This is a genomic window from Nonomuraea sp. CA-143628, assembly GCF_050942315.1.
GTDB lineage: Bacteria > Actinomycetota > Actinomycetes > Streptosporangiales > Streptosporangiaceae > Nonomuraea.
This window is the reverse complement of the sequence record NZ_CP192072.1, coordinates 7,714,928-7,735,620: the sequence shown is the minus strand read 5'-3', so window position 1 is coordinate 7,735,620 and position 20,693 is coordinate 7,714,928. Positions and strand designations below refer to the sequence as shown.

Annotated in this window: 21 protein-coding genes and 1 pseudogene; 14 read left to right on the top strand and 8 right to left on the bottom strand. The window is 68.2% G+C overall.

Features of this window, described 5'->3' with window-relative positions:
* Positions 1–49: 49 nt before the first annotated feature.
* Positions 50–271: pseudogene (locus ACQP2T_RS35400) on the top strand (IS256 family transposase); the annotation flags it as partial.
* Positions 272–329: 58 nt separating this feature from the next.
* On the top strand, positions 330–635 hold the full coding sequence (locus ACQP2T_RS35395; protein WP_433509240.1) for a hypothetical protein: 306 nt from the start codon (positions 330–332) through the stop codon (positions 633–635).
* Between the two features lie 294 nt (positions 636–929).
* Here ACQP2T_RS35395 and ACQP2T_RS35390 read toward each other — a convergent pair whose 3' ends face one another.
* Entirely contained in the window at positions 930–1,466 is a 537-nt protein-coding gene (locus tag ACQP2T_RS35390) for a hypothetical protein (protein WP_433509239.1), read from the bottom strand.
* A 115-nt stretch (positions 1,467–1,581) separates the two neighbouring features.
* Positions 1,582–1,878 carry a NucA/NucB deoxyribonuclease domain-containing protein gene (locus ACQP2T_RS35385; RefSeq protein WP_433509238.1) on the bottom strand — a complete coding sequence of 99 codons (297 nt, stop codon included), beginning with the start codon at positions 1,876–1,878 and terminating at the stop codon, positions 1,582–1,584.
* A gap of 314 nt (positions 1,879–2,192) precedes the next feature.
* Between ACQP2T_RS35385 and ACQP2T_RS35380 the strand changes: the two genes are divergently transcribed.
* Positions 2,193–2,462, top strand: a complete 270-nt coding sequence (locus tag ACQP2T_RS35380; RefSeq protein ID WP_433509237.1) for a hypothetical protein — start codon at positions 2,193–2,195, stop codon at positions 2,460–2,462.
* Positions 2,463–2,807: 345 nt separating this feature from the next.
* Here the strand turns inward: ACQP2T_RS35380 and ACQP2T_RS35375 are convergent, their stop codons facing one another.
* Positions 2,808–3,584, bottom strand: a complete 777-nt coding sequence (locus ACQP2T_RS35375; protein WP_433509236.1) for an alpha/beta fold hydrolase — start codon at positions 3,582–3,584, stop codon at positions 2,808–2,810.
* A gap of 111 nt (positions 3,585–3,695) precedes the next feature.
* Between ACQP2T_RS35375 and ACQP2T_RS35370 the strand changes: the two genes are divergently transcribed.
* Together ACQP2T_RS35370 and ACQP2T_RS35365 are read left to right on the top strand one after the other, a co-directional pair.
* Positions 3,696–4,523, top strand: a complete 828-nt coding sequence (locus ACQP2T_RS35370; protein ID WP_433509235.1) for a helix-turn-helix domain-containing protein — start codon at positions 3,696–3,698, stop codon at positions 4,521–4,523.
* A gap of 742 nt (positions 4,524–5,265) precedes the next feature.
* A complete protein-coding gene (locus tag ACQP2T_RS35365; RefSeq protein WP_433509234.1) occupies positions 5,266–5,940 on the top strand; it encodes a hypothetical protein in 675 nt (224 codons plus the stop codon).
* 211 nt (positions 5,941–6,151) lie between these two features.
* On the opposite strand, the gene ACQP2T_RS35360 is transcribed toward ACQP2T_RS35365, so the two are convergent.
* Complete coding sequence (locus ACQP2T_RS35360) at positions 6,152–7,117, bottom strand: ketopantoate reductase family protein (RefSeq protein WP_433509233.1); 966 nt, start codon at positions 7,115–7,117, stop codon at positions 6,152–6,154.
* Between the two features lie 90 nt (positions 7,118–7,207).
* Here ACQP2T_RS35360 and ACQP2T_RS35355 point away from each other — a divergent pair, with 90 nt between their 5' ends.
* Positions 7,208–7,777 carry a TetR/AcrR family transcriptional regulator gene (locus ACQP2T_RS35355; RefSeq protein ID WP_433509232.1) on the top strand — a complete coding sequence of 190 codons (570 nt, stop codon included), beginning with the start codon at positions 7,208–7,210 and terminating at the stop codon, positions 7,775–7,777.
* Between the two features lie 264 nt (positions 7,778–8,041).
* On the opposite strand, the gene ACQP2T_RS35350 is transcribed toward ACQP2T_RS35355, so the two are convergent.
* A complete protein-coding gene (locus tag ACQP2T_RS35350) occupies positions 8,042–8,749 on the bottom strand; it encodes a hypothetical protein (RefSeq protein WP_433509231.1) in 708 nt (235 codons plus the stop codon).
* A gap of 211 nt (positions 8,750–8,960) precedes the next feature.
* Here ACQP2T_RS35350 and ACQP2T_RS35345 point away from each other — a divergent pair, with 211 nt between their 5' ends.
* Both ACQP2T_RS35345 and ACQP2T_RS35340 read left to right on the top strand, forming a co-directional pair.
* Complete coding sequence (locus ACQP2T_RS35345; RefSeq protein WP_433509230.1) at positions 8,961–10,124, top strand: sensor histidine kinase; 1,164 nt, start codon at positions 8,961–8,963, stop codon at positions 10,122–10,124.
* Positions 10,125–10,151: 27 nt separating this feature from the next.
* Positions 10,152–10,820, top strand: a complete 669-nt coding sequence (locus ACQP2T_RS35340; RefSeq protein WP_433509229.1) for a response regulator — start codon at positions 10,152–10,154, stop codon at positions 10,818–10,820.
* A gap of 54 nt (positions 10,821–10,874) precedes the next feature.
* On the opposite strand, the gene ACQP2T_RS35335 is transcribed toward ACQP2T_RS35340, so the two are convergent.
* Both ACQP2T_RS35335 and ACQP2T_RS35330 read right to left on the bottom strand, forming a co-directional pair.
* Positions 10,875–12,002 carry an NAD(P)/FAD-dependent oxidoreductase gene (locus tag ACQP2T_RS35335; protein ID WP_433509228.1) on the bottom strand — a complete coding sequence of 376 codons (1,128 nt, stop codon included), beginning with the start codon at positions 12,000–12,002 and terminating at the stop codon, positions 10,875–10,877.
* 95 nt (positions 12,003–12,097) lie between these two features.
* Complete coding sequence (locus ACQP2T_RS35330; protein ID WP_433509227.1) at positions 12,098–13,465, bottom strand: MFS transporter; 1,368 nt, start codon at positions 13,463–13,465, stop codon at positions 12,098–12,100.
* Between the two features lie 166 nt (positions 13,466–13,631).
* On the opposite strand from ACQP2T_RS35330, the gene ACQP2T_RS35325 reads away from it, so the two are divergent.
* The 6 genes from ACQP2T_RS35325 to ACQP2T_RS35300 all read left to right on the top strand — a co-directional run bounded on the left by ACQP2T_RS35325 (position 13,632) and on the right by ACQP2T_RS35300 (position 19,045).
* Positions 13,632–14,501 (top strand): LysR family transcriptional regulator, encoded by an 870-nt coding sequence (locus ACQP2T_RS35325; protein WP_433509226.1) that lies wholly within the window; start codon positions 13,632–13,634, stop codon positions 14,499–14,501.
* Between the two features lie 27 nt (positions 14,502–14,528).
* The gene (locus tag ACQP2T_RS35320) at positions 14,529–15,578 is read left to right on the top strand and encodes a hypothetical protein (RefSeq protein ID WP_433509225.1); all 1,050 of its coding nucleotides are present in this window, start codon (positions 14,529–14,531) and stop codon (positions 15,576–15,578) included.
* A complete protein-coding gene (locus ACQP2T_RS35315; protein ID WP_433509224.1) occupies positions 15,557–16,573 on the top strand; it encodes a hypothetical protein in 1,017 nt (338 codons plus the stop codon). The genes ACQP2T_RS35320 and ACQP2T_RS35315 overlap by 22 nt, the downstream gene beginning before the upstream one ends.
* A gap of 469 nt (positions 16,574–17,042) precedes the next feature.
* The gene (locus ACQP2T_RS35310) at positions 17,043–17,717 is read left to right on the top strand and encodes a hypothetical protein (protein WP_433509223.1); all 675 of its coding nucleotides are present in this window, start codon (positions 17,043–17,045) and stop codon (positions 17,715–17,717) included.
* A 231-nt stretch (positions 17,718–17,948) separates the two neighbouring features.
* Positions 17,949–18,305, top strand: a complete 357-nt coding sequence (locus ACQP2T_RS35305) for an ATP-binding protein (RefSeq protein ID WP_433509222.1) — start codon at positions 17,949–17,951, stop codon at positions 18,303–18,305.
* Positions 18,302–19,045 carry a response regulator gene (locus tag ACQP2T_RS35300; protein ID WP_433509221.1) on the top strand — a complete coding sequence of 248 codons (744 nt, stop codon included), beginning with the start codon at positions 18,302–18,304 and terminating at the stop codon, positions 19,043–19,045. The genes ACQP2T_RS35305 and ACQP2T_RS35300 overlap by 4 nt, the downstream gene beginning before the upstream one ends.
* A 160-nt stretch (positions 19,046–19,205) precedes the next feature.
* Here ACQP2T_RS35300 and ACQP2T_RS35295 read toward each other — a convergent pair whose 3' ends face one another.
* On the bottom strand, positions 19,206–20,411 hold the full coding sequence (locus ACQP2T_RS35295) for a monooxygenase (protein ID WP_433509220.1): 1,206 nt from the start codon (positions 20,409–20,411) through the stop codon (positions 19,206–19,208).
* Positions 20,412–20,693: the final 282 nt, after the last annotated feature.

Sequence of the window (20,693 nt, the reverse complement as noted above, 5' to 3'; positions counted from 1 at the left end):
TGCAGCAGACAGCATGTGGAGCGCCCTACTTCTCGGTCATGTCCGATGAAGCGTCCGTCACCGGACCAAGGTCACCAAGGGGCCGGGGTCACGGGCGGCCGGGCTGGCAATGGCGTTCAAGCTGATCGAGTCAGCTCAAGCGCGCTGGCGGGCGGTCAACGCTCCTCACCTCCTGGCCCTGGTTCGCGCCGGGGCGACATTCGTCAAGGGCAAGCTCGTCGAGCGGCCTGAGGAATCACCGGCCACCGAGAACCCGTCGATAGCCGCCTAAAAGATCTTGATCCACAGGTCTTGACGATTGCTCCCGATCCCATTTTGTCCATCATCACATGATCGGCTCTGTAGGAGTTGAGGTGGAGCCGGTGCTCGCGCTGGACGGGCTGACCGTGGTGTCGGCGGTGGACAATCCGGAGAAGCCGGTTGAACTCGGCGTGGTCGAGTGGTCGCTCGCCTGGGAGACGAAGCTGCGGTGCCTGGTGGATGACGAACCCGGCCCGACGCTCGCGCGGTGCTCCGGCTGCGGGCTGCGGCGGCTGAAGTGGGAGCCGCGGGCCGATTACTACGTGTGCGAGAACTGCGGCCACCACGTCAGCGAACAGGAGGCGATGGAGCAGGTGACAGAAGAGGCGGGATGATCACGCGCACCCTGAGAGTCCACGGCTCCTGTAAAGCCGCGTGAACAGCCCGGGGTCGGGTGATTCTTTGGACAGGGGGGTGGTTCGGCGAAAGCGTCTGCGTGCCAGAGGAGATGGGTAGGGCGATTTCAAAGTCGAGCGGATGGCGTTACGGTGTGACGCTGTGTAATCAGTGGAAGGGCTCGGATACGATTGCGGCCGCTTGCCCGGACGGTCTCGTTGATCGTAGGCAGCGCAACATCGCCATATGGGTGAGGAGTCGCACGCTCTTGGCGACGATCGGAGGGCAGGTGTTTATTCGGGGAATGTAACGCCGACGTGTGTAGATCGCATCCATTCTTCGTCAATAGCGGCTTGCAGTAGCGCTTCGGCGGTGATAAGAATGGCGCGGCTCCAGCGATTATCCCATATTTCCGTGCCGGCGGGCGTAGCGGCGATCCATTGTTCGACGCTGGCGAGATCGGGATTCGGATACCAGTCCCGACTGAGTGCGTCGAACTCGACTACGCGACCGTCTTGAGCGTAATAGGACACTATCGCCGGAACGTCGCCGCACCATGCAGCACTCAGACAAGGCCCGTACTTGGCCAGGGTGGGAAAAGTCCCGGGCGTGGGGGAATCGACGCTGTAATCCATGATGATGGTGCCGTTGCCGAGACGCCCAATGAGAATATCGATATCGCCGCCTAGGAAGCGCATCGGCTCCGTGATCTCGGGCGAGATCCCGTAGGCTGCCAGGGCATCATCGGTCGTGGTGGCGGAGCACCATGTAAGTGCGAGGACGTTAGTGGTGTATCCACGGAACCAACGAGTATAGCTCTCATCAATCATTGGTCTTCCTTTGGTTGACGTGCCCTGCTACCGGCCACGTTTATGATTGGCAGATTGGCGTGCCGTCCGCCACTAGGATGATGAGGCTAGTGGCGGACGGCGACGCTTCAACTATCTACAGCTCACCGAAGCCGGAGGCATCGACTTGAGGGATGTCTGGCGGAGGGACACGTTCGGGAGGTGTGTCGCCCTTCTTGGTCGCATCGACCCAAAAGGGATCCTTCTCTAGGATGCGCTGCCGGTCATACCAGGCGTTGAGCAGTGCGCCCGCCATGTTGTTGTCTCTGCACTCGACGATTGCGACCGAGATATTATAGCCCGCAGAGGCGGAACCCTCGTGTGTGGAGGCGAAGGGATACTCGTCGCATGATGCCTGTTGTAGGCCGCTTGGAGTCGGGGCTAGTTTGCACACTTTTTTCCGGGCCTGGTCATTCTTGTAGGGGACGGTGCCTGGCTCCTCACGGTCTCCCTCGGCTCTGGTCAGGCATCTGTTGTTTACAGACGCGCACCCAGGATCGTTCTTGTTGTAGCGGCCGGGGATCTTTTTTCCTTGTGGGAGACGGCGGCACGGTGTCGTCCGGGTCGTAGAGAGCCTTCCAGATGTGGGCTGCGGTTTGGTCCACACCAGTCATTTTTCCGGTTTTGGGATCCGGTGTCTGTGCCCGGTTGCCGTCGAGGTGCCAGACCGGCCGCGAACTCCAGACGACACAACCGCCGGTGTGATTCTTGATCCTGTGTGAGCTGTCGCAGCGGGCGCGGGCCGCGTGCCCGTGTCTCCAGCGTGAAGCCCACGTCTACACCTCAGCCGACTATCTGCCGTGGGGAGTGAAGGGACTCGTCTTTTCCGCCTCCGGCAGGCCGACTCTCCAGGACGTACCCCTGACCGATCTCTGCACGCTGGAGTTCACGCTCGCTCGAGCGCTGATCGTGCACGTATCAAACCTGCGGCCCGCCCCGGACCGGCACTGGCCCGGCTCGAGCTGGCCACTGTCCTAGACAACCCGGCTCTCCAAGACAACCTGGCGCCCGCCGTCAACCAGATCGCGGGCGCCAGGCCCTCACAGTCCCGCTGTTAGAACAGCGCGCCAGGCGCCACAGGCCCCGCCTCTCGGCGGGAGACCCTGTTGGCGAAGTAGATAACACGGAAGCGGCCCGGTGATCGTCACTGTGATCACGGAGGCGTAGCACATGTCGGGGCACATGTGCCTGGTCGGCTTCACCGCTGAGATCAGGCATACCAAGAACGCAGATCTGTCGGGTGCGGTGCAACGCGGCAGGGCCTGTCCCGGCCCCGTGGGCGGGTGATCAGGGGCACAGCCCGTCGTCGGGCTGCGGGGACGGTCAGGCTGCCGGCGCGAATGCGGTGATGGCGTCGACGAGGTCGGCCGGGGCTTCCAGCGGGATCAGGTGACCGGTGTGGGGGACCACCACGAAGTCGGCTTGGGAGAGGTAGGGCACCAGGTTGTCGCGGAGCACGCCGACGGGCTCCACCTGGTCGTGTTCTCCGGCGACAACGAGAGCGGGCACGCTGACCATGCGCGTGTGCTCGGTGATGTCCTGCGCGATGCCGCGCTGCGGCCACTCGGTGCGGGCGGCGTCGGTGACGGTCCGCGAATCGGTCACGATCTGCGCCTTGACCGGAGCGGGCAGCTCGGTCGCGGTGAGGACGTGATCCCGTGCCCCGGCCACGGACTCGGCGGAGTCGTAGGCGTGCGACAGGGCTTCCTGGTACTCGGGAGTGACCTGTGCGGGGGGCTTCGCCGGGCCGGAGCCGACGAGAACGATGCCGCGCAGGCCGGCGGGCCGGGTGGCCGCGACCAGCTGTGCGACCTTACCCCCCATCGAATGCCCCACCAGGACGTAGTCGGTGACCCCCGCATCCACGAGCACGGCGAGCGTGTCGTCGGCGAGCTGACCGAGCGTATAGGGACCGGGCAGAGCGCTCGACCGGCTCCACCCGCGGAAGTCGACCGTGAGCACGTCACGGCCCGCCAGGCGGTCGACGACGAGGTCCCAGGTGCGGGCAGAACCACCCCAATAGTGCAGGAACACCAGAGTCGGCCCGGTCCCCGGCCGACGGCCGTAAGCGGGCAGAAGCGTCTGCTGCGTCGTGTTCATGATGGCTCTTCCGGTCGATGCTCTAGGCGATTGCCCTGTGTATTCATTGAAACTTCCGCACCCGGACGGGGCATCGGCGTGACTGGTCGCCCGATGGTGAAAACTGGACACGTGAGCGGGATCCGGCAGATGGCCTACCAGCCCGCAGGACGCCGCGCCGCCTCGGTCGAGACGATGACGTTCGGCCGCCTTCGCGAGCTGAACGACGGCGGCACGCAGCGCGCCGACTTCCACGTCCTTGCCGTCATCGACGCCGGACCCGGCTCAGTCACGGTCGATTTCCACCTCCACCCGCTCCAAGATCGGTCCGCGGTGTGGATTCCACCTGGCGCGGTGCACCGGTGGGACGACATCGCCGAAGTGGCAGGGCACCTCGTGCTGTTCGTGCCGACCGCGCCGGTCACCCACACCACCCGAGAACTCGTCGCCTCCCCGGACCTGGCCGCGCACTGGAGCATCCCCGACGCCGACTGGCCCTTCGTCGACACGGCGCGCAGCCATCTCCTCCTCGAAGCATCCGCCCCACCCAGTGGCTCCTCGACGGAGCTTCCCGAAATCCTGCTCTCCGCGCTCATCACCCGGCTGCACCCACCGCACGCCGAAGCACGGCTCACCCATCCGGTGTTCCGGTTGTTCCGCTCCAGCGTCGAAGCGCACTTCCGGCAACACCACGACGCCGGCTACTACGCCCGTGCGCTGGGATACGCGCCCCGCACCCTCTCACGAGCGGTGCAGCAGGCCACCGGCCGCACCGCGAAGGCGTACATCGTCGAACGGATCACCCTGGAAGCCAAACGGCTCCTCGCGCACGACCGCCTCACCGCCGCCCGCTGTGCCGACATACTCGGCTTCTCCGACGCATCCAACTTCTCGGTGTTCTTCCACAAAGCCACAGGCAAACGCCCGGGCGCGTGGCAGGCGACGGTGGCCGCCGAGTGAGGAGGCGCCCACAAGAACACTCACATCGGTGATCATGTGGCGTCGCAACCCCATGATCACCGGAACTCCGTGCTCGCCTCGCTGTATCGGTGCGCCACCGTGCCTACCCGCGCGACCTCTCAGTCGAGCAGCCTGAGCATCGGAGGCAAGGCCGGCCGAGTCACCCTCAACAGTCGCGGCCGCCGTACGACGACGGTGCGCCTCACCCCTGGCGTCTCCTACTCCACTTCAAAGGGGACAAGACTGAAGCTGAGTCGCGTTGCCACTGACACGCCAGCGCCTCTGACCGGCAGGGCCCCCTCGGCACACTCATCGCACCGCGTCGGAACATCACAGAAGGTTGGGTAGCAGCCGACGAACGTGGCGTTGTCATGCATCGGAGCGAGCTCGACGATGTCCGTATCCCCCCCGGCGCACCCCGCCCCCGCAGAGCTGGACGGGAAGGAGCTCATGCTGAAGACGTCAGACGCAACGACCTACTGTGAACCTTTTTTCAGGCTCTGCGGCGAGTGCCCTGGTCACAGCATGATCGCGATGCCGGTGTTCGGCCGGTGACGTGAAGAAGCTCCCAGCGCGAAGAGCGACTGAGGACATGCGAACCCCTCGCCGGAAGAGGGCCAGGAATCTCCAGGTCAGAGGCCACTTGTAAGGATGGGAGAGATCCTGCGCTTACTCGCACAGCCGCGAAGCACACGAGCATTCGCGAGAGTTCTCACACCCACTCTGGTAACTCTTCTTAGCCATGAAAGCAACCAACCAGTCGACATTCGCCATCGCCGACCGCGGGCTCCTTATCACGCGCTACGGTCCGCCGCAGGTGCTCGACGGAGTCGCTGAGCGACGTGCCGCGGTGATGCGTACGTTGGAAATCCTTTCTCCGGTCGTCCGTCCGCTTGCGCTCGAGATCTCGTTCGGTCCGCTCGATCCCAAGACGTTCGCTATGTTCCCCGAGACCGAGACTCGCAGGCTCGCGACGCCGGCCATCCCGGCAGGCGTCGCCAACCAGTCGGCGTACGCGAAGCCGGCCGAGATCGAGTTGGTCGACGAACTCACCGCCGACGTGGTGGCGGGAGCGCTCACGCCGCCACACCCGGACTGGGACGTTGGGACGATCCGGGCCACGGTCACCGCAGCGCGCGTCTCCGCGACCGACCTGACGATCGAGCAGTTGCCATCACGCCCCGTGCCAGTGGTCGTGCTCGAGGACGAACGCTGGGCGGTCGGGCCGATCGACGCTTTGGGGTACCGCCTGAAACCACCGGTCGCCTTGGTCTGGCGCCAGGAGTACGGCGACATCGTGCTCAGGATCGAGGCGTTCTGGACCCTGTGGTGGCAGACGGACTCGGCCGAGTACGTCAGCCTTCGCGCTGCCGAACAGGCATTGGACGCCGTCGGGTTTTCGCCGACCCCGGAGTAGTTGTTGCAGGCCTGGGCTGAGCTTGATCCTAATCTGTGCCTTTCGAGTGGCTCGTCAAGCTGGGGACTTTGGTCGTTCGCGGGACATGAGACGGCCCTGACGTGATCATGTGCGTTGCTGAAGACGCTGCCGATCACTACCAAGGCCGGGCGGATGAGTGTGCTGGCGGTCGATGTCAGCCCCCCAGCAACGACCGACAACATCGGTGGATTCAGGCTCGATCTGTCCCCACACGGGCGAAATCCGGTTCCGCCGCTTCCAGTCGCGGTACCGGGATGCCCAACCGTCGTGCTTCGGCCAGGGTGTCCCGGCAGACCTCACGCGGCTCCTCGGCGTCAGGGTCGGAGTGCGCCTCGAAATTCACGCGCAGCGGCGTGACATGAGCAGTCAGCCAGGCGAGCACGGGGGCCATCAGCCAGGTGGGCGCCCGGAACGGCAGCACACCGACCCGGTGACGTCGCAGGTCAATGCCGCGCGCCTTGAGGAGCGGCAGCAGCTCGCGGCCGGTCAGCAGTGCCTCGCGCAGGTCGCCCGTTGCCCCGGCCAGCTTGGACAGGGAACCCAGTCGCAGGCCCTGCGAGAACAGGCCGGCATCCGACACGAAATGGACCCACAGCCAGCCGCGGAAGTCAGGCCGCTCCTTGAGCCGGAGCCCGGCCTCGCGAAACGCCTGGCGCACGGCCCGCTCCCGGTCGGTCGGGGGCTGGCCGAGGGTGCCGAAGATGACCGACGGCAGCAGCCCCCCACGGAGCACGCCGTCCGCGCCGAAACCGCCACCGCCCTGGGGAAAGCCCCAGGCGATCTGGTCGCGGGGGAGTGCGCCGATCGCGGCGAGCGGCTCGGTCCAGAGGTTGCCGAAGATCAGCACCGTGGCCCCGCCGACACGCGGGGACAGAAAGGCCGTCGCCTCCGCGAGGCGGTGGTGCGGCACGCTGAGCACGATCAGGTCGAAGTCGTGGTCCGGCTCCAGCGCCTCGCGGTAGCGCACCGGCCACTTCTCGACGACGCGCTGCCCCCACACCCGGCGCCGCATGTCGAACAGGTCGAGGTCGACTGCGTCCCCGTACGTCGCCGCGCGGCCCGGCCGGACGTAGAACTCGACGTCATGTCCCGCCTGTTGCAGGACCCAGCCGTAGACGGTGGCGATCACGCCTCGGCCGAACATCAGGATCTTCACGCTGCACCTCGTGGGGTACGATCGATTTGGAGGTCATCTCCACTTTCGAAAATATGGAGATAATCTCCATTTGTCAACAAGGGGCAGCGCATGACCGCCGACAAGCCGCTGCGTGCCGACGCCCGGCGCAAGCGCGAGGCCCTGCTCGCCACGGCCCGGGAGGTCTTCGACGCCGGAGGCTTCTTTGACCTGCGCTTCGATGACTTCGCTCGCCTGGCCGGGGTGGGCACGGGCACGCTGTACCGCCACTTCCCCACCCGGGAGGCACTGGCCGAGGCGGTCTACCACGGGGAAGTCGCCACGCTGTGCGACCGCGCCCGCCGGCTACAGGCCACACTGCCCGCGGCGGAGGCGTTGGCGACCTTCCTACGCGGCATGGTCGACCACATGGACGCCCATCAGGGCCTCGCCCGGACGCTGGCCACGCTCATGGCCGATCGCTCGGGTGCCCTCGCCGAGGGCAGCCAGGCGCTTGAGCAGGCTGTCACCGACCTGGTGGCCGCCGCCGTGCGGGACGGCGCCGTTCGCGACGACGTGGACGCCGGTGCCGTGATGATGGCGCTGCACGGCATCGGCGCGGCCCATGACCGCCCCGAGTGGCGGGCCGAGGCCGACGATGTCATCACCCTCGTGCTGGACGGGCTGCGCCGCCCGCTATGACAAGGTGCGACATGAGGTCGGAAGACCTACGCGGGCCGGATCGCCTTGTACCTTTCGTACTGCCGGGGGCACGGCGTGGACCGGTCGAGCTCGAGCCGCTGTTCAGCGCTCAGCGAGGGCCGCGTGAGCGGTGGAGCGGCCGATCTTGAGGGTGCGAGCGGCTTCGGCGGCCGAGACACCGTCACCGACCAGGCGGCGCAGGACGGGCGCCGCGGTCTGATGGCCCGTTCACGTACCCCTGGCAGTCCCGCGGCTGATGGGACCTCACGCCGCGGCGGCGGCGCCCCGCTCGCGCTGGAAGACGCGTACGCCGGCCACCGCGAGCGGAAGGTACAGCAGGGTGAACGCGCTGCCGATCACGTACGTCAGGTCAGCCGGAATAACCATCATCCCGGCAAAAGCCCCGAGATAGACCGCAGTCAGCCACCAGCCCACGATGCCGGCCCGAGCGAGCCCGGCGCAGAGCGCGAGCAGGCCGAGGAAGGCGAAGATCTCGGTTCCGCTCCACAGGGGCAGGAACGCCGAGGCGTCCACCGTGTCGGAGATCCGCGCCGCGTCGCCGATCGGGAGTTGCTGCCCGATGACCATCCGCCACCAGTCGTCGCGCACGGCGCCGGACACGTTCAGGAGTCCCAGCGCGGTCGCCAGTACGCCGAACAGCGTCGGCCACCGGCCCTTGCGACCGCGGATCAGCCCGGGCACCGCGAACGCGCCGAGCGCGCCGACGATCAGGCCGTAGTGCAGCAGCATCGCCGACAGCTCCGTCAGGAAGGAGTCGCGGGCCAGTGAGGTGACGTAGTCCACGGTCGAGTACGAGTCCTGGGGCGGGCAGGTCATCATCCCGGCGAAGACCAGGAGAGGACTGCCGATCAGGGCGGTGCCGGCGGCGCGGCGCAGGAACCGGCCCGCTCGGTCGGAGCCCTCGGGGAGCACGTCCGTGGCGGCCGTGGTGGTGTGGGCGGGGGAGTTCATGTCGTACCTCCGTGTCAAGGGGTGGATCGTTGTGGTCAGAACTCTCTCGCCGCGGCACCCTCTGAGGCGTCAGCCATCGCGTACCGTGAGCACTCCCCGATCCGGGGGATCGGTCCCCGGCCGGGTCCGCCGAACGGCGGACCCCGCGGCCTGCGGCAGTCCGCCATCGGGGGGAGTCGGCCGAAGGAGCACCTGGTTACGATCGGTGGCCATGACGATGACCCGGCTGAGGGACCCCCGCCTCATCCCGCTGGTGTCCGGCCCGCTGATCGGGGTCCTGGCCGTGACGGAGACCCGACTCGACGACTACTTCGGCGCCGACGCCACCGTCACCTGGATCTGGGGCGTCCTGCTGGGGGCCGGGGTGGTGGTCGCGGCCCGTTACCCGCTGGCCGGTACGGTCATCGCGGCCGTCTGCCTGCCGGTCCCCGTGGTCGTGTTCGACGCGCCGGGAGTCGGTGGCGCGGCGATGATCGGGCTGATCGGGGTGGTGGCGTGGGTCGCCTGGCGCGAGCCGCCCCGGCGCTCGGCGCTGGTGTCCTGCGTGGCCGGCGTGTCCTTCGCGAGCACCTCGATCGCCGCCGGCCAATCGTTGTGGGAGCTGTTCTTCGTCCCGGCGATCCTGCTGCCCGGCTGGTGCATGGGCCTGCTCGCCCGCCGCAGCGGCGAGCGGGCGGTCAAGCTCGCCGAACTGGCCGCCGCTCTCGACGCCGAGCGCGAGGCGAACGCCCAGGCTGCGGTCGCGCAGGAGCGTACGCGCATCGCCCGCGAGGTTCACGACGCGGTCGCGCACTCGGTCAGCGTGATGACCCTGCAGCTGGGCGGCCTGCGCCGGGTGCTGGCGGGGCGCCCGGCCGAGCAGGAGATCGTGGCCGGGCTGGAGCGGCTCGGGCGGCAGACGGTGGAGGAGATGCGCGGTCTGGTCGGCATCCTGCGCGAGCACGTCGACGGCGAACGGCCGGCGCCGGTGCCGTCGCTGGCCCGCGTCGGTGAGCTGATCTCGGATGTCGGCGCCGCCGGCCTCAAGGTGACCCTGGACTCCCCGGCCGAGCCGCCACGGCTGCCGCCCGTCCTGGACCTCACCGCCTACCGGGTGCTTCAGGAAGCCCTGACGAACGTGCTGCGGCACGCCGGCGAGGTGCCGACCACGGTCACCATCGGCTACACCGATCAGGCCCTCACGCTTGAGGTGCGCAACGAGCCCGGACGGGCGGCGCATGACCTGCCGGAGCAGGCCGCCAGGCGTGGCGGCGGCCACGGGCTGGTCGGCATGCGCGAACGGCTCGCGATGGTGCAGGGGAGCCTGCACACCGGTGTCGAGCCGGACGGCGGGTTCGCGGTCCGCGCCCGGTTCCCCATTCCTCGAGCATGGTAGCGAAAGGCACATGGTAGGAAAAACGGCATGACAATCTCGGTGGCGCTCGTCGATGACGAGGCGATGATCCGTGTGGGCCTGCGGCTGGTGCTCAGCGGCGAGCCGGATATCGAGGTCCTCGGCGAGGCGTCCGATGGTGTCGAGGCCCTCGACCTGGTCGCGCGTACCCGGCCCGACGTCGTGCTGATCGACGTGCGGATGCCGAGGATGGACGGGCTGGAGGCGGCGCGGTGGCTCGTCCGCGACCATCCCGAGAGCAAGGTCATCGTGCTGACCACGTTCGACGAGGACGCGCACGTCGCCGCCGCACTACGCGCGGGAGTCAGCGGCTTCCTGCTGAAGGTCGCCCCGCCCGAGCATCTGGTCGAGGCGGTCAGGACGGTGGCGGCCGGTGGCGGGCTGCTCGACCCGGCGGTGACCCTGCGCGTGATCGCGGCGTTCGCCGGCCAGCCGGATCCCGCCCGCACCACGAGCCGGGCAGCCGAACTGGAGTCGCTCACCAACCGGGAGACGGACGTGCTGAAGCTGCTGGCCCAAGGTCTGACGAACACCCAGATCGCGGCCCGGCTCTACCTGGGGGAGGCGACGGTCAAGACCCACCTGTCCCGGGTCCTGATGAAACTCGACCTGACCACGCGCGTTCAGGCGGTCGTCTTCGCCTACGAGAGCGGTCTCGTCCGCCCCGGGGAGCACTGAGCATCCGGGGCGTCGCTGAAATGTCCATGCGTGGGGGATCGGGGCCGGGAGCGGTCAGAAGCGGTCGGCCCGGTACGGGTCCAGCACGTCCACGCGTGCTCCGTCGAGCACTTCGGCCGCCATGAGCTGGGCGAGCACGGGTCCCAGCGTGATGCCGGCATTGGTGGTGACGCTGCGCACGTTCAAGTACAGCGCGCTGTGCCCGATCACGGGAAGGCCGTCCGCGGGGACGATTCTGCGGCCCACCGTCACCTTCTCGATCGAGGCGTCGCGGAGCGCGGGCAGGACAGCGGCCGCGTCGGCGTGCAGACGCTCGCTGTCGAGCCCGTCCGGGTCGCCGACGGGACTGCCGGAGTAGTGGCGGGCGACGACGACCCGCCCGTCGGCACGCTGGATCACGTGGACGTCGGACGACAGCAGGACCGGTCCGAGGAACAGCGGCACCGGCGTCAGGTGCACGATCGACCCGTACGACTCCACCAGCGGTACGTTGATCCCCATCGGCGCGAGCAGCGCGGCCGAGTCGGCCCCGCACGCGATGACCACCTCGTCACACTCCACGCGCCCGGCGCCGGTGACGACAGCCGTGGCTCTGCCTCCGCCGCCCTCCACCGACAGGGCCTCGACGCCGGTCACGTACCGGACGCCCAGTTTCGTACCAGCCTCGACCAGACTGGCGACGGCGGCGTTGGGGTCGGCCGAGCCCTCGTCGGGGGTGTGGAAGCCGGTGTGATCGTCGGCGATGACAGCTCCCGGCAGCAGCGTCCGCGCCTGGCGGGCGTCGATCCGGTACGACGGGCTGCCCCAGGCCAGGCGCCGGGCGAGGTCGCTTTCGAGCAGGTCCCGATCCTCGCCATGAGCTGCGGCGAGTTGCACAGCGCCGTGCCAGCGCACCCCGAGCCCGTCGCCGAGCGCGTGGTGCAGCGCCCGCCAGGCGCCCAGCGCGAGCCGGTGCAGGCCGAAGTAGTGGCGCGAGGACGTGTCCGACAGCGAGGTGCCGTTGCGGAAGTAGGTCTGGTTGGTGAGCCAGCCGAAGGAGACGCTGGTCGCTCCGGCCGCGGGGGCCTCCCGGTCGAGGACGGTCACCTCGGCGCCGCGCAGGGCGAGCTGCCTGGCCAGTGCGGTGCCGATGATCCCGGCGCCGACGATGGTGACGCGACGAGGGGAGGACGCGGTCTGCATGGGAATGCTCCGTTTCAGCGTGCGATGAGGGCTTCAGCGTGCGATGAGGGCTCAGTGTGCGATGAGGGCGAGGAGGGTCGCCGCAGGAGGCCGCGTCATAGGGGACGGGGCTCGGCGGTGCGCCTCGTGGCCGGGCCGCTGGCCTGGGCCAGGCCGAGGTGGCGGGTCTCCGGTGCCATCCGCCAGGAGACGAGCAGGCCGGCGACCCCGATGCCGGCGGCGATGAACAGCGCCACGGACGGCCCCCAGCGGTCGGTGGTGACGGGGAGCAGGAAGGTCCCGGCGGCTGAGCCGAGGCGGCTCAGCGCCGTGGCGACCCCCATGCCGGTGCCGCGCAGCTCCGTGGGGAACAGCTCGTTCGGGTAGACGAACTGCAGTCCCGAGCCGGCGGCCTCGGCCAGGTTGAAGACGATGAACAGCGTGACGATGATCGCACTGACCGGCCAGGGGTTGAGCCCGAGCAGCAGCAGGGCGGTCGTGAAGATCGCGGTCGAGCCGAGCAGCAGCGTCCTGCGCCCGAGCGAGTTGACGACGAGCAGCCCGATGGCGGTGCCGACGATCGCGAACGACTGGATGAGCACGCTGGCGGCCAGCGCGTTCCCCACATTGAGCGAGGTCAGCAGCTGCGGCTGGAACGTCTTCACGGCGAACGACGGAGCCACCTGGCAGGCCCAGAAGACGGCGCAGAAGACCAGCATCGGCCCGTACCCGCGGCGGAAGAGCTCCGCGACGGACGACAGTCCCACACCCTTGCGCGGGACGGCCGAACGCGTCTCGGCGGCGAGTTGCTCGAAGTCCGCGTCCGGGCCCAGATGCTTGGCCACGATCGCGCGGGCCTCCTCCGTCCGCCCGACGCTGAGCAGCCAGCGCGGGGACTCGGGGGTGCCCAGCCGCAGCAGCAGGAAGATCAGCGACGGTACGGCGGCGCTGGCCAGTATCCAGCGCCAGCCCCCCGGTCCAAGGTCGCTGAGCAGGTAGCCCACGACGAAGCTCATCGTGTAGCCGACCCACAGGACCAGAACCAGGGAGGCCAGGGCGGGGCCGCGCATCCGCCGGGGCAGGAACTCCGTGGCCAGTGCGGTCGCGATGGGGTAATCGGCGCCCAGCGCCAGCCCCATGACCAGCCGGATCGCGAAGAGCTGCCAAGCGTCGGCGGCGAAGAACTGCAGCACCGAGCAGACGAGGAACACCAGCAGATTCAGCGTGTACATGCCACTTCGGCCCAGCCGGTCGGTGAGCGGGCCGAAGATCAGCCCGCCGAAGAACATGCCGATCAGGGCGGAGGCGCCGATGAGCCCCTTCCAGACAGACCCGAGACCCAGCTCGGTGGAGGCGGCCGGCAGCGCCACCGCGATGATGCCGAGCAGATAGCCGTCACAGAAAGGGCCTCCGGTGGCGACGAAGGCCACCTTCCGGTGGAACGGAGAAGTCGGCAGGTCGTCCAGGGGGATCTTGGGACCCACGGCCTCTCACCTCCTCACGCAGGTCGTGCCTGCTCCATGGGGGATGCGAACATCGGCGGACGCTCAGGTGCCCCAGCGATGAACCTCAAGCTAGGGCCGGGGGTATATGTCCGTCACGTCGAATTTCTTGACATCGAATATCGATGAGCTCGATGATTTCCCGAAGATGTTCGTGATCGAGGAAGTCGAGACGTTCCTGGCGATCGCCCGGTCGGGCAGCCTCACCCAGGCGGCGCGCGTCGTGCACGCCTCGCAGTCCACGGTCAGCTACCGCCTCGACTGTCTGGAGAAGCGCCTCGGCCAGACGCTGGTGCTGCGGGCACGCGGCACCAAGGGCATCGGCCTGACTCCGGCTGGGCGACGCTATCTCGACCTGGCCGAGCAGTGGGAGCACCTGGTCGGGGAGGCGGCGCGGATCCGGGCCGACCAGGAGGCCGCCCTGGCTATGGGCAGCTCCGACGCGATCAACATCTACCTGCTCGACCCGCTGGTGTCCGAGCTGCTGAGTCGCTCGCCCCGACTGCACCTCACGCTGGAGACGGGCAGGGGTGGCGAGCTGTGCGACCGAGTGGTCTCGGGCCACCTGGACGTGGCCTTCGTCTTCTATGAGCCCTTCCACACCGACCTGCGGGTCCGCGTCCTGGCGCGCTATCCCATGGTCGCCGTGTTCCGCGAGCAGAAGCCCGGCGACGGCTCGGGCGGGATCACCCTCGACGAACTGGCCGGCTATAACGAGATCTACCTGCCCTGGGGCCCCGACTACGACCTATGGCGTGAACGGCACCTACTCCGGAAACCCGCCCACACCATCACCAAGGCACACTCGCTAGCGCCCGTGCTGCGCGCGCCTGGCACGTGGGCCCTCGTACCCTCGTTCATGGTCACCGACCTCACCGCCAAGACCGGCTGCCGGGCCGCGCCCCTGGCCGAGGACCCTCCCGGGCGGGCGGTCTACTGGGTGGAGCGCCAACGCCGTCGGGCCGCCAACAGTTCCGCGCTGCACGTCCTGGAGAACGCACTCACCGACCTCTTCTGACCGCGAGAACGGTGCCTGAAAAGGGCATTGACGCGATCGCTCATCAGCCTGGATTCTTACATTAACCCGCTAGAAAGGGTTTATGTGGACGACGACCGTTACGGAAGGTTCGCCGCAGTCGTTGCGTCGCTCGTGCTTTTACCCATCGTCCTGGAGATGATTTCCTGGTACATCGAGCGGGAGGACTACAGCGTCTCGCGCGCGCTCACCGTTATCGGTGTGATCTCCGCGCTGGCGGTTCTCGCCCTGGCCCTGGGCCGCCTCCGCGCTCGGCTACCGGTCTTCCTGGTCGCGGCAATGACCCTGACCGCGGTCGGGGAGGGCGTCCTGGGGTTCATCGCGGCCTTCGGGCCGGTCTGGTGGCAGGTCGGCGTCCAGTCAGAGCTGCTCGGCCTCGTCACCGCCGGAATAAGCGCATTCACCGTCGCGACGGGCGTTTACCTGTTGCTCCTGTACAGAAAAGGGCTCTATCTCCCGTACCTCGTCTCCGCGCAGGGAGCGAAGCCGACAGCCACCAAGCGGAAGGTCATCGGTGACTCGGAGATCCTGATCAGGGTGGTGCCCAGCGCCGAAGCGTCGATGGCGAAGGTCGTCGACATGTGTGTGGCCACGCTCGACGAAAGCGACCTGCATTTCGTCGGCTATTTCGCCGCTGGACGGTGTGTGTTCTACACCGATGTTCTCGACGACGCCGATCTGGTCCGCTTCTTCCAGGACACCACGCAGGAGCAGCGCAGAGAGACGTACATGCGGGTGGGCAAGCAGGTGCAGTGGCTGAACACGCGCCTGGACCAGCAACTCGTCGGCGTCGAGAGCGGAATCCTCATCAGAACCGTGCTCGACGTGGAGCGCGGCGCCCTTTACTTCTACTGGATCGACGCGGGCCGTTACCTGCTCGGAGTGACATTGGACCAGCGCAAGGTGGAGGTGGCCGACGACAAGATGGCCAAACTCGTGGACGCGATCCGCGGTCATTTCAGCCTGCCGCCGATCAATCAGCGGGAGAAGCCGCCGACTTCGAAGGGCCACCTGCGGCCTCTCCCGAGGGGTGAGCGTTGGCCCGACTCGGGTTCCTGATCCTCGTCGTCGGTCTCGGCTGGGTGGCCGCTCATCTGGGTGACATCTCCGGGCTGGAGCATTCGGGAGCCTATCTCCTGCTCAGTGGTCTCCTGCTGGCTGTCGGCCTGTACGGCAGCACGCATGGCATCGACCTGACTGAGGCCCGCCGGCACAAGAAGCTGATCCTGCTCGCCGTGACCGTCGGAGTGTTGCTGAAAGCGACCTTCATGGCGGGTGTGGTGTACCTCGTGTCAGGTGACGGCCGGGCGGTGATCCTGGCGGTCGCCATGGCGCAGATCGACCCACTCTCAGTGGCCTCGGCCATGGGCGACAATCGGCTGTCAGAGCGGGCCAGGACCATCCTGAGCGCGTGGTCGGCCTTCGACGACCCGGTCACGGTCATTCTCGGCATCTACGCCGTGTCCTTCCTGAGGCCCGCCGAAAGCGGCTTCACCGCTGACTACGTGGTGAATCTCGGACTGAACGCGCTGTTCGCCGTCGTCGCCTACGGTGTGTGGCGTCTGGTCAGCAAGGCGCCGCCGCTGTTCGGTTACCTCGCCGCGGGCATCGCGGTGGTTTCCGCGGCGTGGAGTTCCCTCATGCTCGGTCTGGCCATCTCCGGACTGTACCTGCGGATGCCTGACTCTAGATGGCTGGCGCGGGCGGTGGCGGGGGCGTTCGTCCTGTCGGCCTTCCTGATGGGACTTCTCCTCATCGGCGGGGCGAATGTGGCGATGGGCACGCTCCTCGGTCTGACCGCCTTCGTCGCTCAGATGCTCGCCGCGCTGGTGCTCACTCGCGGGCTTCCGACGACGGATCGTGTTCATCTGGGATTGGCCCAGCAGAACGGGATCACCGCGGTGATCCTCGCCCTGACCTTCGAACGGGACTTTCCCGGGTTCGTGGCCGTCATCGCTCCCTCGATCCTCACAGTGAACCTCCTCTACGTGCTGGCCAACGGCATCTACGACGCTTGGGGCCCGGCTCCTGCGGTGCCGGTGCCGCGCGATTGAGCGGAAAGTCCGGGCTGCTGGATCAAGCCTCTGACCCGCGCTACCAGAGGTGAGAGGCTGCTATCGAATCGTTGAGGCGTGGGAGGGGCACTTGGTCGTTTTCGCATGTGCGGGGTGCGGTGCCGTTTTGACGGCGAAGGTGTCGCGGGTCGCCCTTCCCGACCACGCCGACCAGAAGTACGGCCACGACTTGCTCCCCGCCCTTCTGGAGCCCGGAACGTACGCGGTGCATTCCCAAGCCTCCGGCCCGCCATGGCGGGTCTGGGACGAGGTGGGCGCGGAGGAGGCCGCAGCCCGTGGCGTGTACCTACAGGTGTACTCCCTGCCGTACGGACCCCCGGGGATCATCGGGGTCGCGCCGGGCGATGTCCGCGGAACCGTCCTCATCCGAGAGCGGTGTGATGGCTGCTGCTGTGGCCTGGACGGCCGGAGCGGCGCCAACCTCGCGTGTGTGGAGTGCGGGCGTGCGGTGGCGACCCGCATTGATGACTGCGGGTTCTGGCAGGTGGTGTGGCTGGATCCGTGTGCAGTGCGACCTGTCTGCGTCGAAGGCCCGGCTTGCACGGTGGTCGGCTGGGAGGCGCTGCGGGCGGCTTATCCGGACACGCCGCCCGTTGAGCAGCCCGGATGGTGGAGCCCGAGGTGGGAGGCAGCGGTCGCGGTGGCGTTGGCACACCTGTTGGCCTTGTCGGGCGGCAAGCGGGTTGCCGTCCCTGACGGACCGGTCGCCGAGGCTTTTCGCAAGGCGCTCGACACGCTGCTCCCCGCAGGTCCGTCGCCCCGGAACCTCGTCTTGGCCGGGCCGGGCCTGCCCGGCGTGAGCGCGGATATCGCCCTGGTGCCGCGGCATCCGCAAAGCGGCGAGGTGTGGCCGTGCGGCGCGGGAGAGGTGGTGCCGCTGGCGGCTGACGTGTGGACGTACATGGCCTTCAATGACGATCGGCGTCTTACCCTCGCGGCGGCAGGAATGCCCGACATTGTCCGGCGCGATGATCCGCCGCCACGGCTGCCATGGAGGCCCTTCAGACCTGATGTAGACGTGTTCCTTCAGACGCTGGCGCGGCTACCGGCGGCTCGTGAGCCGTGGCTGCGCGCCATCTACGAGCATGTGGAAGATCGCCGATACAGCTTGCCATGCTTCTAGGAACTGGTGAGACCCCAGGCGCAGGAGTATGCGCCCTTGCGGGATCTCGGGGCCTCCGCCAAGCAGTGCGTCAGGCTGACCAGAGAGGTCCAAACTCTGGAGCAACGTTTGTCGCAAGCATTCGGCGAGGAGACCTGGCGCGAGGCTGGCATCGGTGGCCCGGACGGCGTTAGCGTCCACGGACGTGGTGTATGAATCGATCTTCGCCACGTCCGCCAGCCGGACCTCGGCGTGCAGCTGGCCGCCTACCGCATCGTGCAGGAGGCCCTGACCAACGCCCTCAAGCACGCCAGCCCGCGCACCACCGTCGACCTGAGCCTGGCGGTCGACTCCTGCCGGGTCCACATCGTCGTGCACGACAGCGGCCCGCCCGACGACGAACCCACGCCGGCGGCCAACCGGCCTGAGCACCGTTTTAACAGTCGTCTCAGGTCCGCTCGGTATGAAGAGGCATCGCCGGGTGACGCGGGTCTCGGCCTCGCCAGCATAGCCGACCGCGCCGCGCTCTACGGCGGCACGGTCAGCGCCGGCCCCGCACCGTACGGCGGCTGGACCGTCCACGCGACCCTGAAAGGCAGCCATTCATGATCTCTGTGCTTGTGGTGGACGCCCAGCCGCTGCAGCGCTTCGGGTTTCGCATGCTGCTGGAGAGCACCCCCGACACCGAGATCGTCGGCGAGGCCGAGAACGGCGCCGAGGCCGTTCGGCGGACCACTGAGCTGCATCCCGACGTGGTGCTGATGGACATCCGCATGCCGGGCGCCGACGGGATCGAGGCCACCCGGCGCATCGTCGCCGCCGGTGGGCGTTCGCGGATCCTGGTGCTGACGACGTTCGACATGGACCGGTACGCGCTCGCCGTGCTGCGGGCCGGGGCGAGCGGTTTCCTGCTCGAGGACACCCGCCCGGAGGAGCTGCTCGCCGGCATCCGGGCCGTCGCCGCCGGGGACGCGGTGATCGCGCCGGCGCTGACTCGGCGGCTGCTCGACGCGTTCGCCGACCGGCTCGACGATGACCTCTGCGGGTCCGCGCGGGAGGATCCCCGGCTGGACTCCCTGACCGGCCGCGAGCGCGAGATCCTCGTCGCCATCGGCCACGGCCTCACCAACGGCGAGATCGCGCAACGGTTCACGCTGTCGGAGTCGACGGTGAAGACCCACGTCGGGCGGGTCCTCGCCAAGATCGGCGCACGGGACCGGATCCAGGCCGTCATCCTCGCCTACGACCTGAGACTCACCCGGCCGATTAGCGCTTCATCTCGCGCGTCCGTCGGGGGCGCGACCGTAGTTCCCAGCCGCAACCGCTCCGGGCCGATCCGCTCCGCGTGATCGACCGCTCCGCTGCCGGGTCCGCGTGCAGCCGCCCACGGCACCGCCCGTCCGACCGCCACGACGCCGCACCGGTGTGAGTTCAGTGCGGACGTGTGTGAGCTCAGAGCTGTTTTTCGGCTTGTTGACCTCAGTGAGCTCACACACGTCCGATGCTTCGTCAGGACTTGCGGGGGGAGACCGTCATGATGCCCGTGCACATCTCGTCGCTGGTGCCGTCGCCCCACACCACGTAGCGGGGCGGCAGCTTGCTCAGCTGCGGCAGCTGTTTGCGCAGCCCCGCGTCGTGCGTACATGTCACCCGCAGCGTGTCCCCCGGACCGATCTCCACCGGCGACGGCAGCTTCACCAGCCGCTGGCTGTCGAAATCGAACCGCGGCACGTCCAGCACGACCTTGGCGTTCGGCTTGCCCGGGTTGAGTTCGACCTTGATGGCCCGCCCGAGCAGGTGCATGTGGCCGAAACCGGCGAACAGCGTCATCGGCGCCTCCACCTTGTGGTCGCAGGTCTGTGTGTCACCGGGCTTCGGCGTGCTCTGGCCACACTCCTCCAACTGCTCGTCCGCGGTGCCGCCGACCTCCGGCCCGAACCGCTTCGTCACGTCCGCGATCGAGGCCGCCCGGTCACAGAGCGGACCCGACTCGTCGGCGGCGCAGGGCAGGTCGGTCGGCGCGTCGAGCGGCAACGTGTCGAGTTCCCGGGTCTGCGGCGTGCCGTCCGTCAGCCGCAGCCGCACCGCCGAGCGGTCCGACCCGGCCGGCTTGCCGTCGGTCGCGAGCAGGTTGTAGTGCATCTGGAGGACGATCAGGCTGCCCGGCTCCAGCTTGAAGCCGACGTCCTGGGTGAACAGCGTCTCCGTGGCGCCCGGCGCCCAGGTGTCCACCCACGCCGCTTCCCCCTCTTCTACTTCGGCGCCGGGCACGCCGGTCCCGCCGAAACACTGCCAGCCGAGGCCGGGAGTCTTCGCGTCCTGCTTGCGCACCTCGGCAGCGCCGCCGGGCGGCACTGCGTACACGATGGCGTGGTGCGCGATGGTGACGTTCTCCGGCGTGACCTGAGTCCCGGTCAGGAACGCCGCCTTGGTCAGGCCCGGATCGATCACCTGGCACCGGTACTCGTCCGTGCCGCCGCCCTTCGGCGGCGCGGGCGTGTAGGCCTCGGGCATCTTCAGGTCGACGAACCGCTCGCCGGCGCGCAGCGGCTGCGGTGGAGCCGACGACCCGCCCACGTGCGCGCTGTGCGAGCCCGCCGCGGCGGGCGCCGCACCGTTGTGGGCGTTCGACCCGCAGGCGGTGACAGCGAACGCCGTCGCCAGCGCCATGGTGGCCGCCCCGAACCTCCGCAGTGGACTATCAGGTTTCGTCATAGCCCTGAACGCTAGGCCCGATTCCGTCCTGTTTCGTCGTACTGCGGTCGTCATTCTCGGGAGGGAGGCGGTACGACGGTACTACTCTCCGGAGCGCCGTTCGACACCCGCACGAGAATCAAGGCCCGTCGCAACTGACATGCCCACGAAAGTCCGTCGGCGATGGACGGGAGCCAAACTCCCAGCTCAGAACCGACTTCTACGCCTGCCTGACCGCGCGGGTCGACGCGCTGTTCGAGCTCACCGACGCGGTGCTATGTACTGATGGGCCGGTACGAACCC

Bases quoted from the DNA above. Each gene is read 5' to 3' on its own strand.
- ACQP2T_RS35395 (WP_433509240.1), top strand. From the start codon at position 330: ATGATCGGCTCTGTAGGAGTTGAGGTGGAGCCGGTGCTCGCGCTGGAC.
- ACQP2T_RS35390 (WP_433509239.1), bottom strand. From the start codon at position 1,466: ATGATTGATGAGAGCTATACTCGTTGGTTCCGTGGATACACCACTAAC.
- ACQP2T_RS35375 (WP_433509236.1), bottom strand. From the start codon at position 3,584: ATGAACACGACGCAGCAGACGCTTCTGCCCGCTTACGGCCGTCGGCCG.
- ACQP2T_RS35365 (WP_433509234.1), top strand. From the start codon at position 5,266: ATGAAAGCAACCAACCAGTCGACATTCGCCATCGCCGACCGCGGGCTC.
- ACQP2T_RS35355 (WP_433509232.1), top strand. From the start codon at position 7,208: ATGACCGCCGACAAGCCGCTGCGTGCCGACGCCCGGCGCAAGCGCGAG.
- ACQP2T_RS35350 (WP_433509231.1), bottom strand. From the start codon at position 8,749: ATGAACTCCCCCGCCCACACCACCACGGCCGCCACGGACGTGCTCCCC.
- ACQP2T_RS35345 (WP_433509230.1), top strand. From the start codon at position 8,961: ATGACGATGACCCGGCTGAGGGACCCCCGCCTCATCCCGCTGGTGTCC.
- ACQP2T_RS35340 (WP_433509229.1), top strand. From the start codon at position 10,152: ATGACAATCTCGGTGGCGCTCGTCGATGACGAGGCGATGATCCGTGTG.
- ACQP2T_RS35335 (WP_433509228.1), bottom strand. From the start codon at position 12,002: ATGCAGACCGCGTCCTCCCCTCGTCGCGTCACCATCGTCGGCGCCGGG.
- ACQP2T_RS35325 (WP_433509226.1), top strand. From the start codon at position 13,632: ATGTTCGTGATCGAGGAAGTCGAGACGTTCCTGGCGATCGCCCGGTCG.
- ACQP2T_RS35300 (WP_433509221.1), top strand. From the start codon at position 18,302: ATGATCTCTGTGCTTGTGGTGGACGCCCAGCCGCTGCAGCGCTTCGGG.
- ACQP2T_RS35295 (WP_433509220.1), bottom strand. From the start codon at position 20,411: ATGACGAAACCTGATAGTCCACTGCGGAGGTTCGGGGCGGCCACCATG.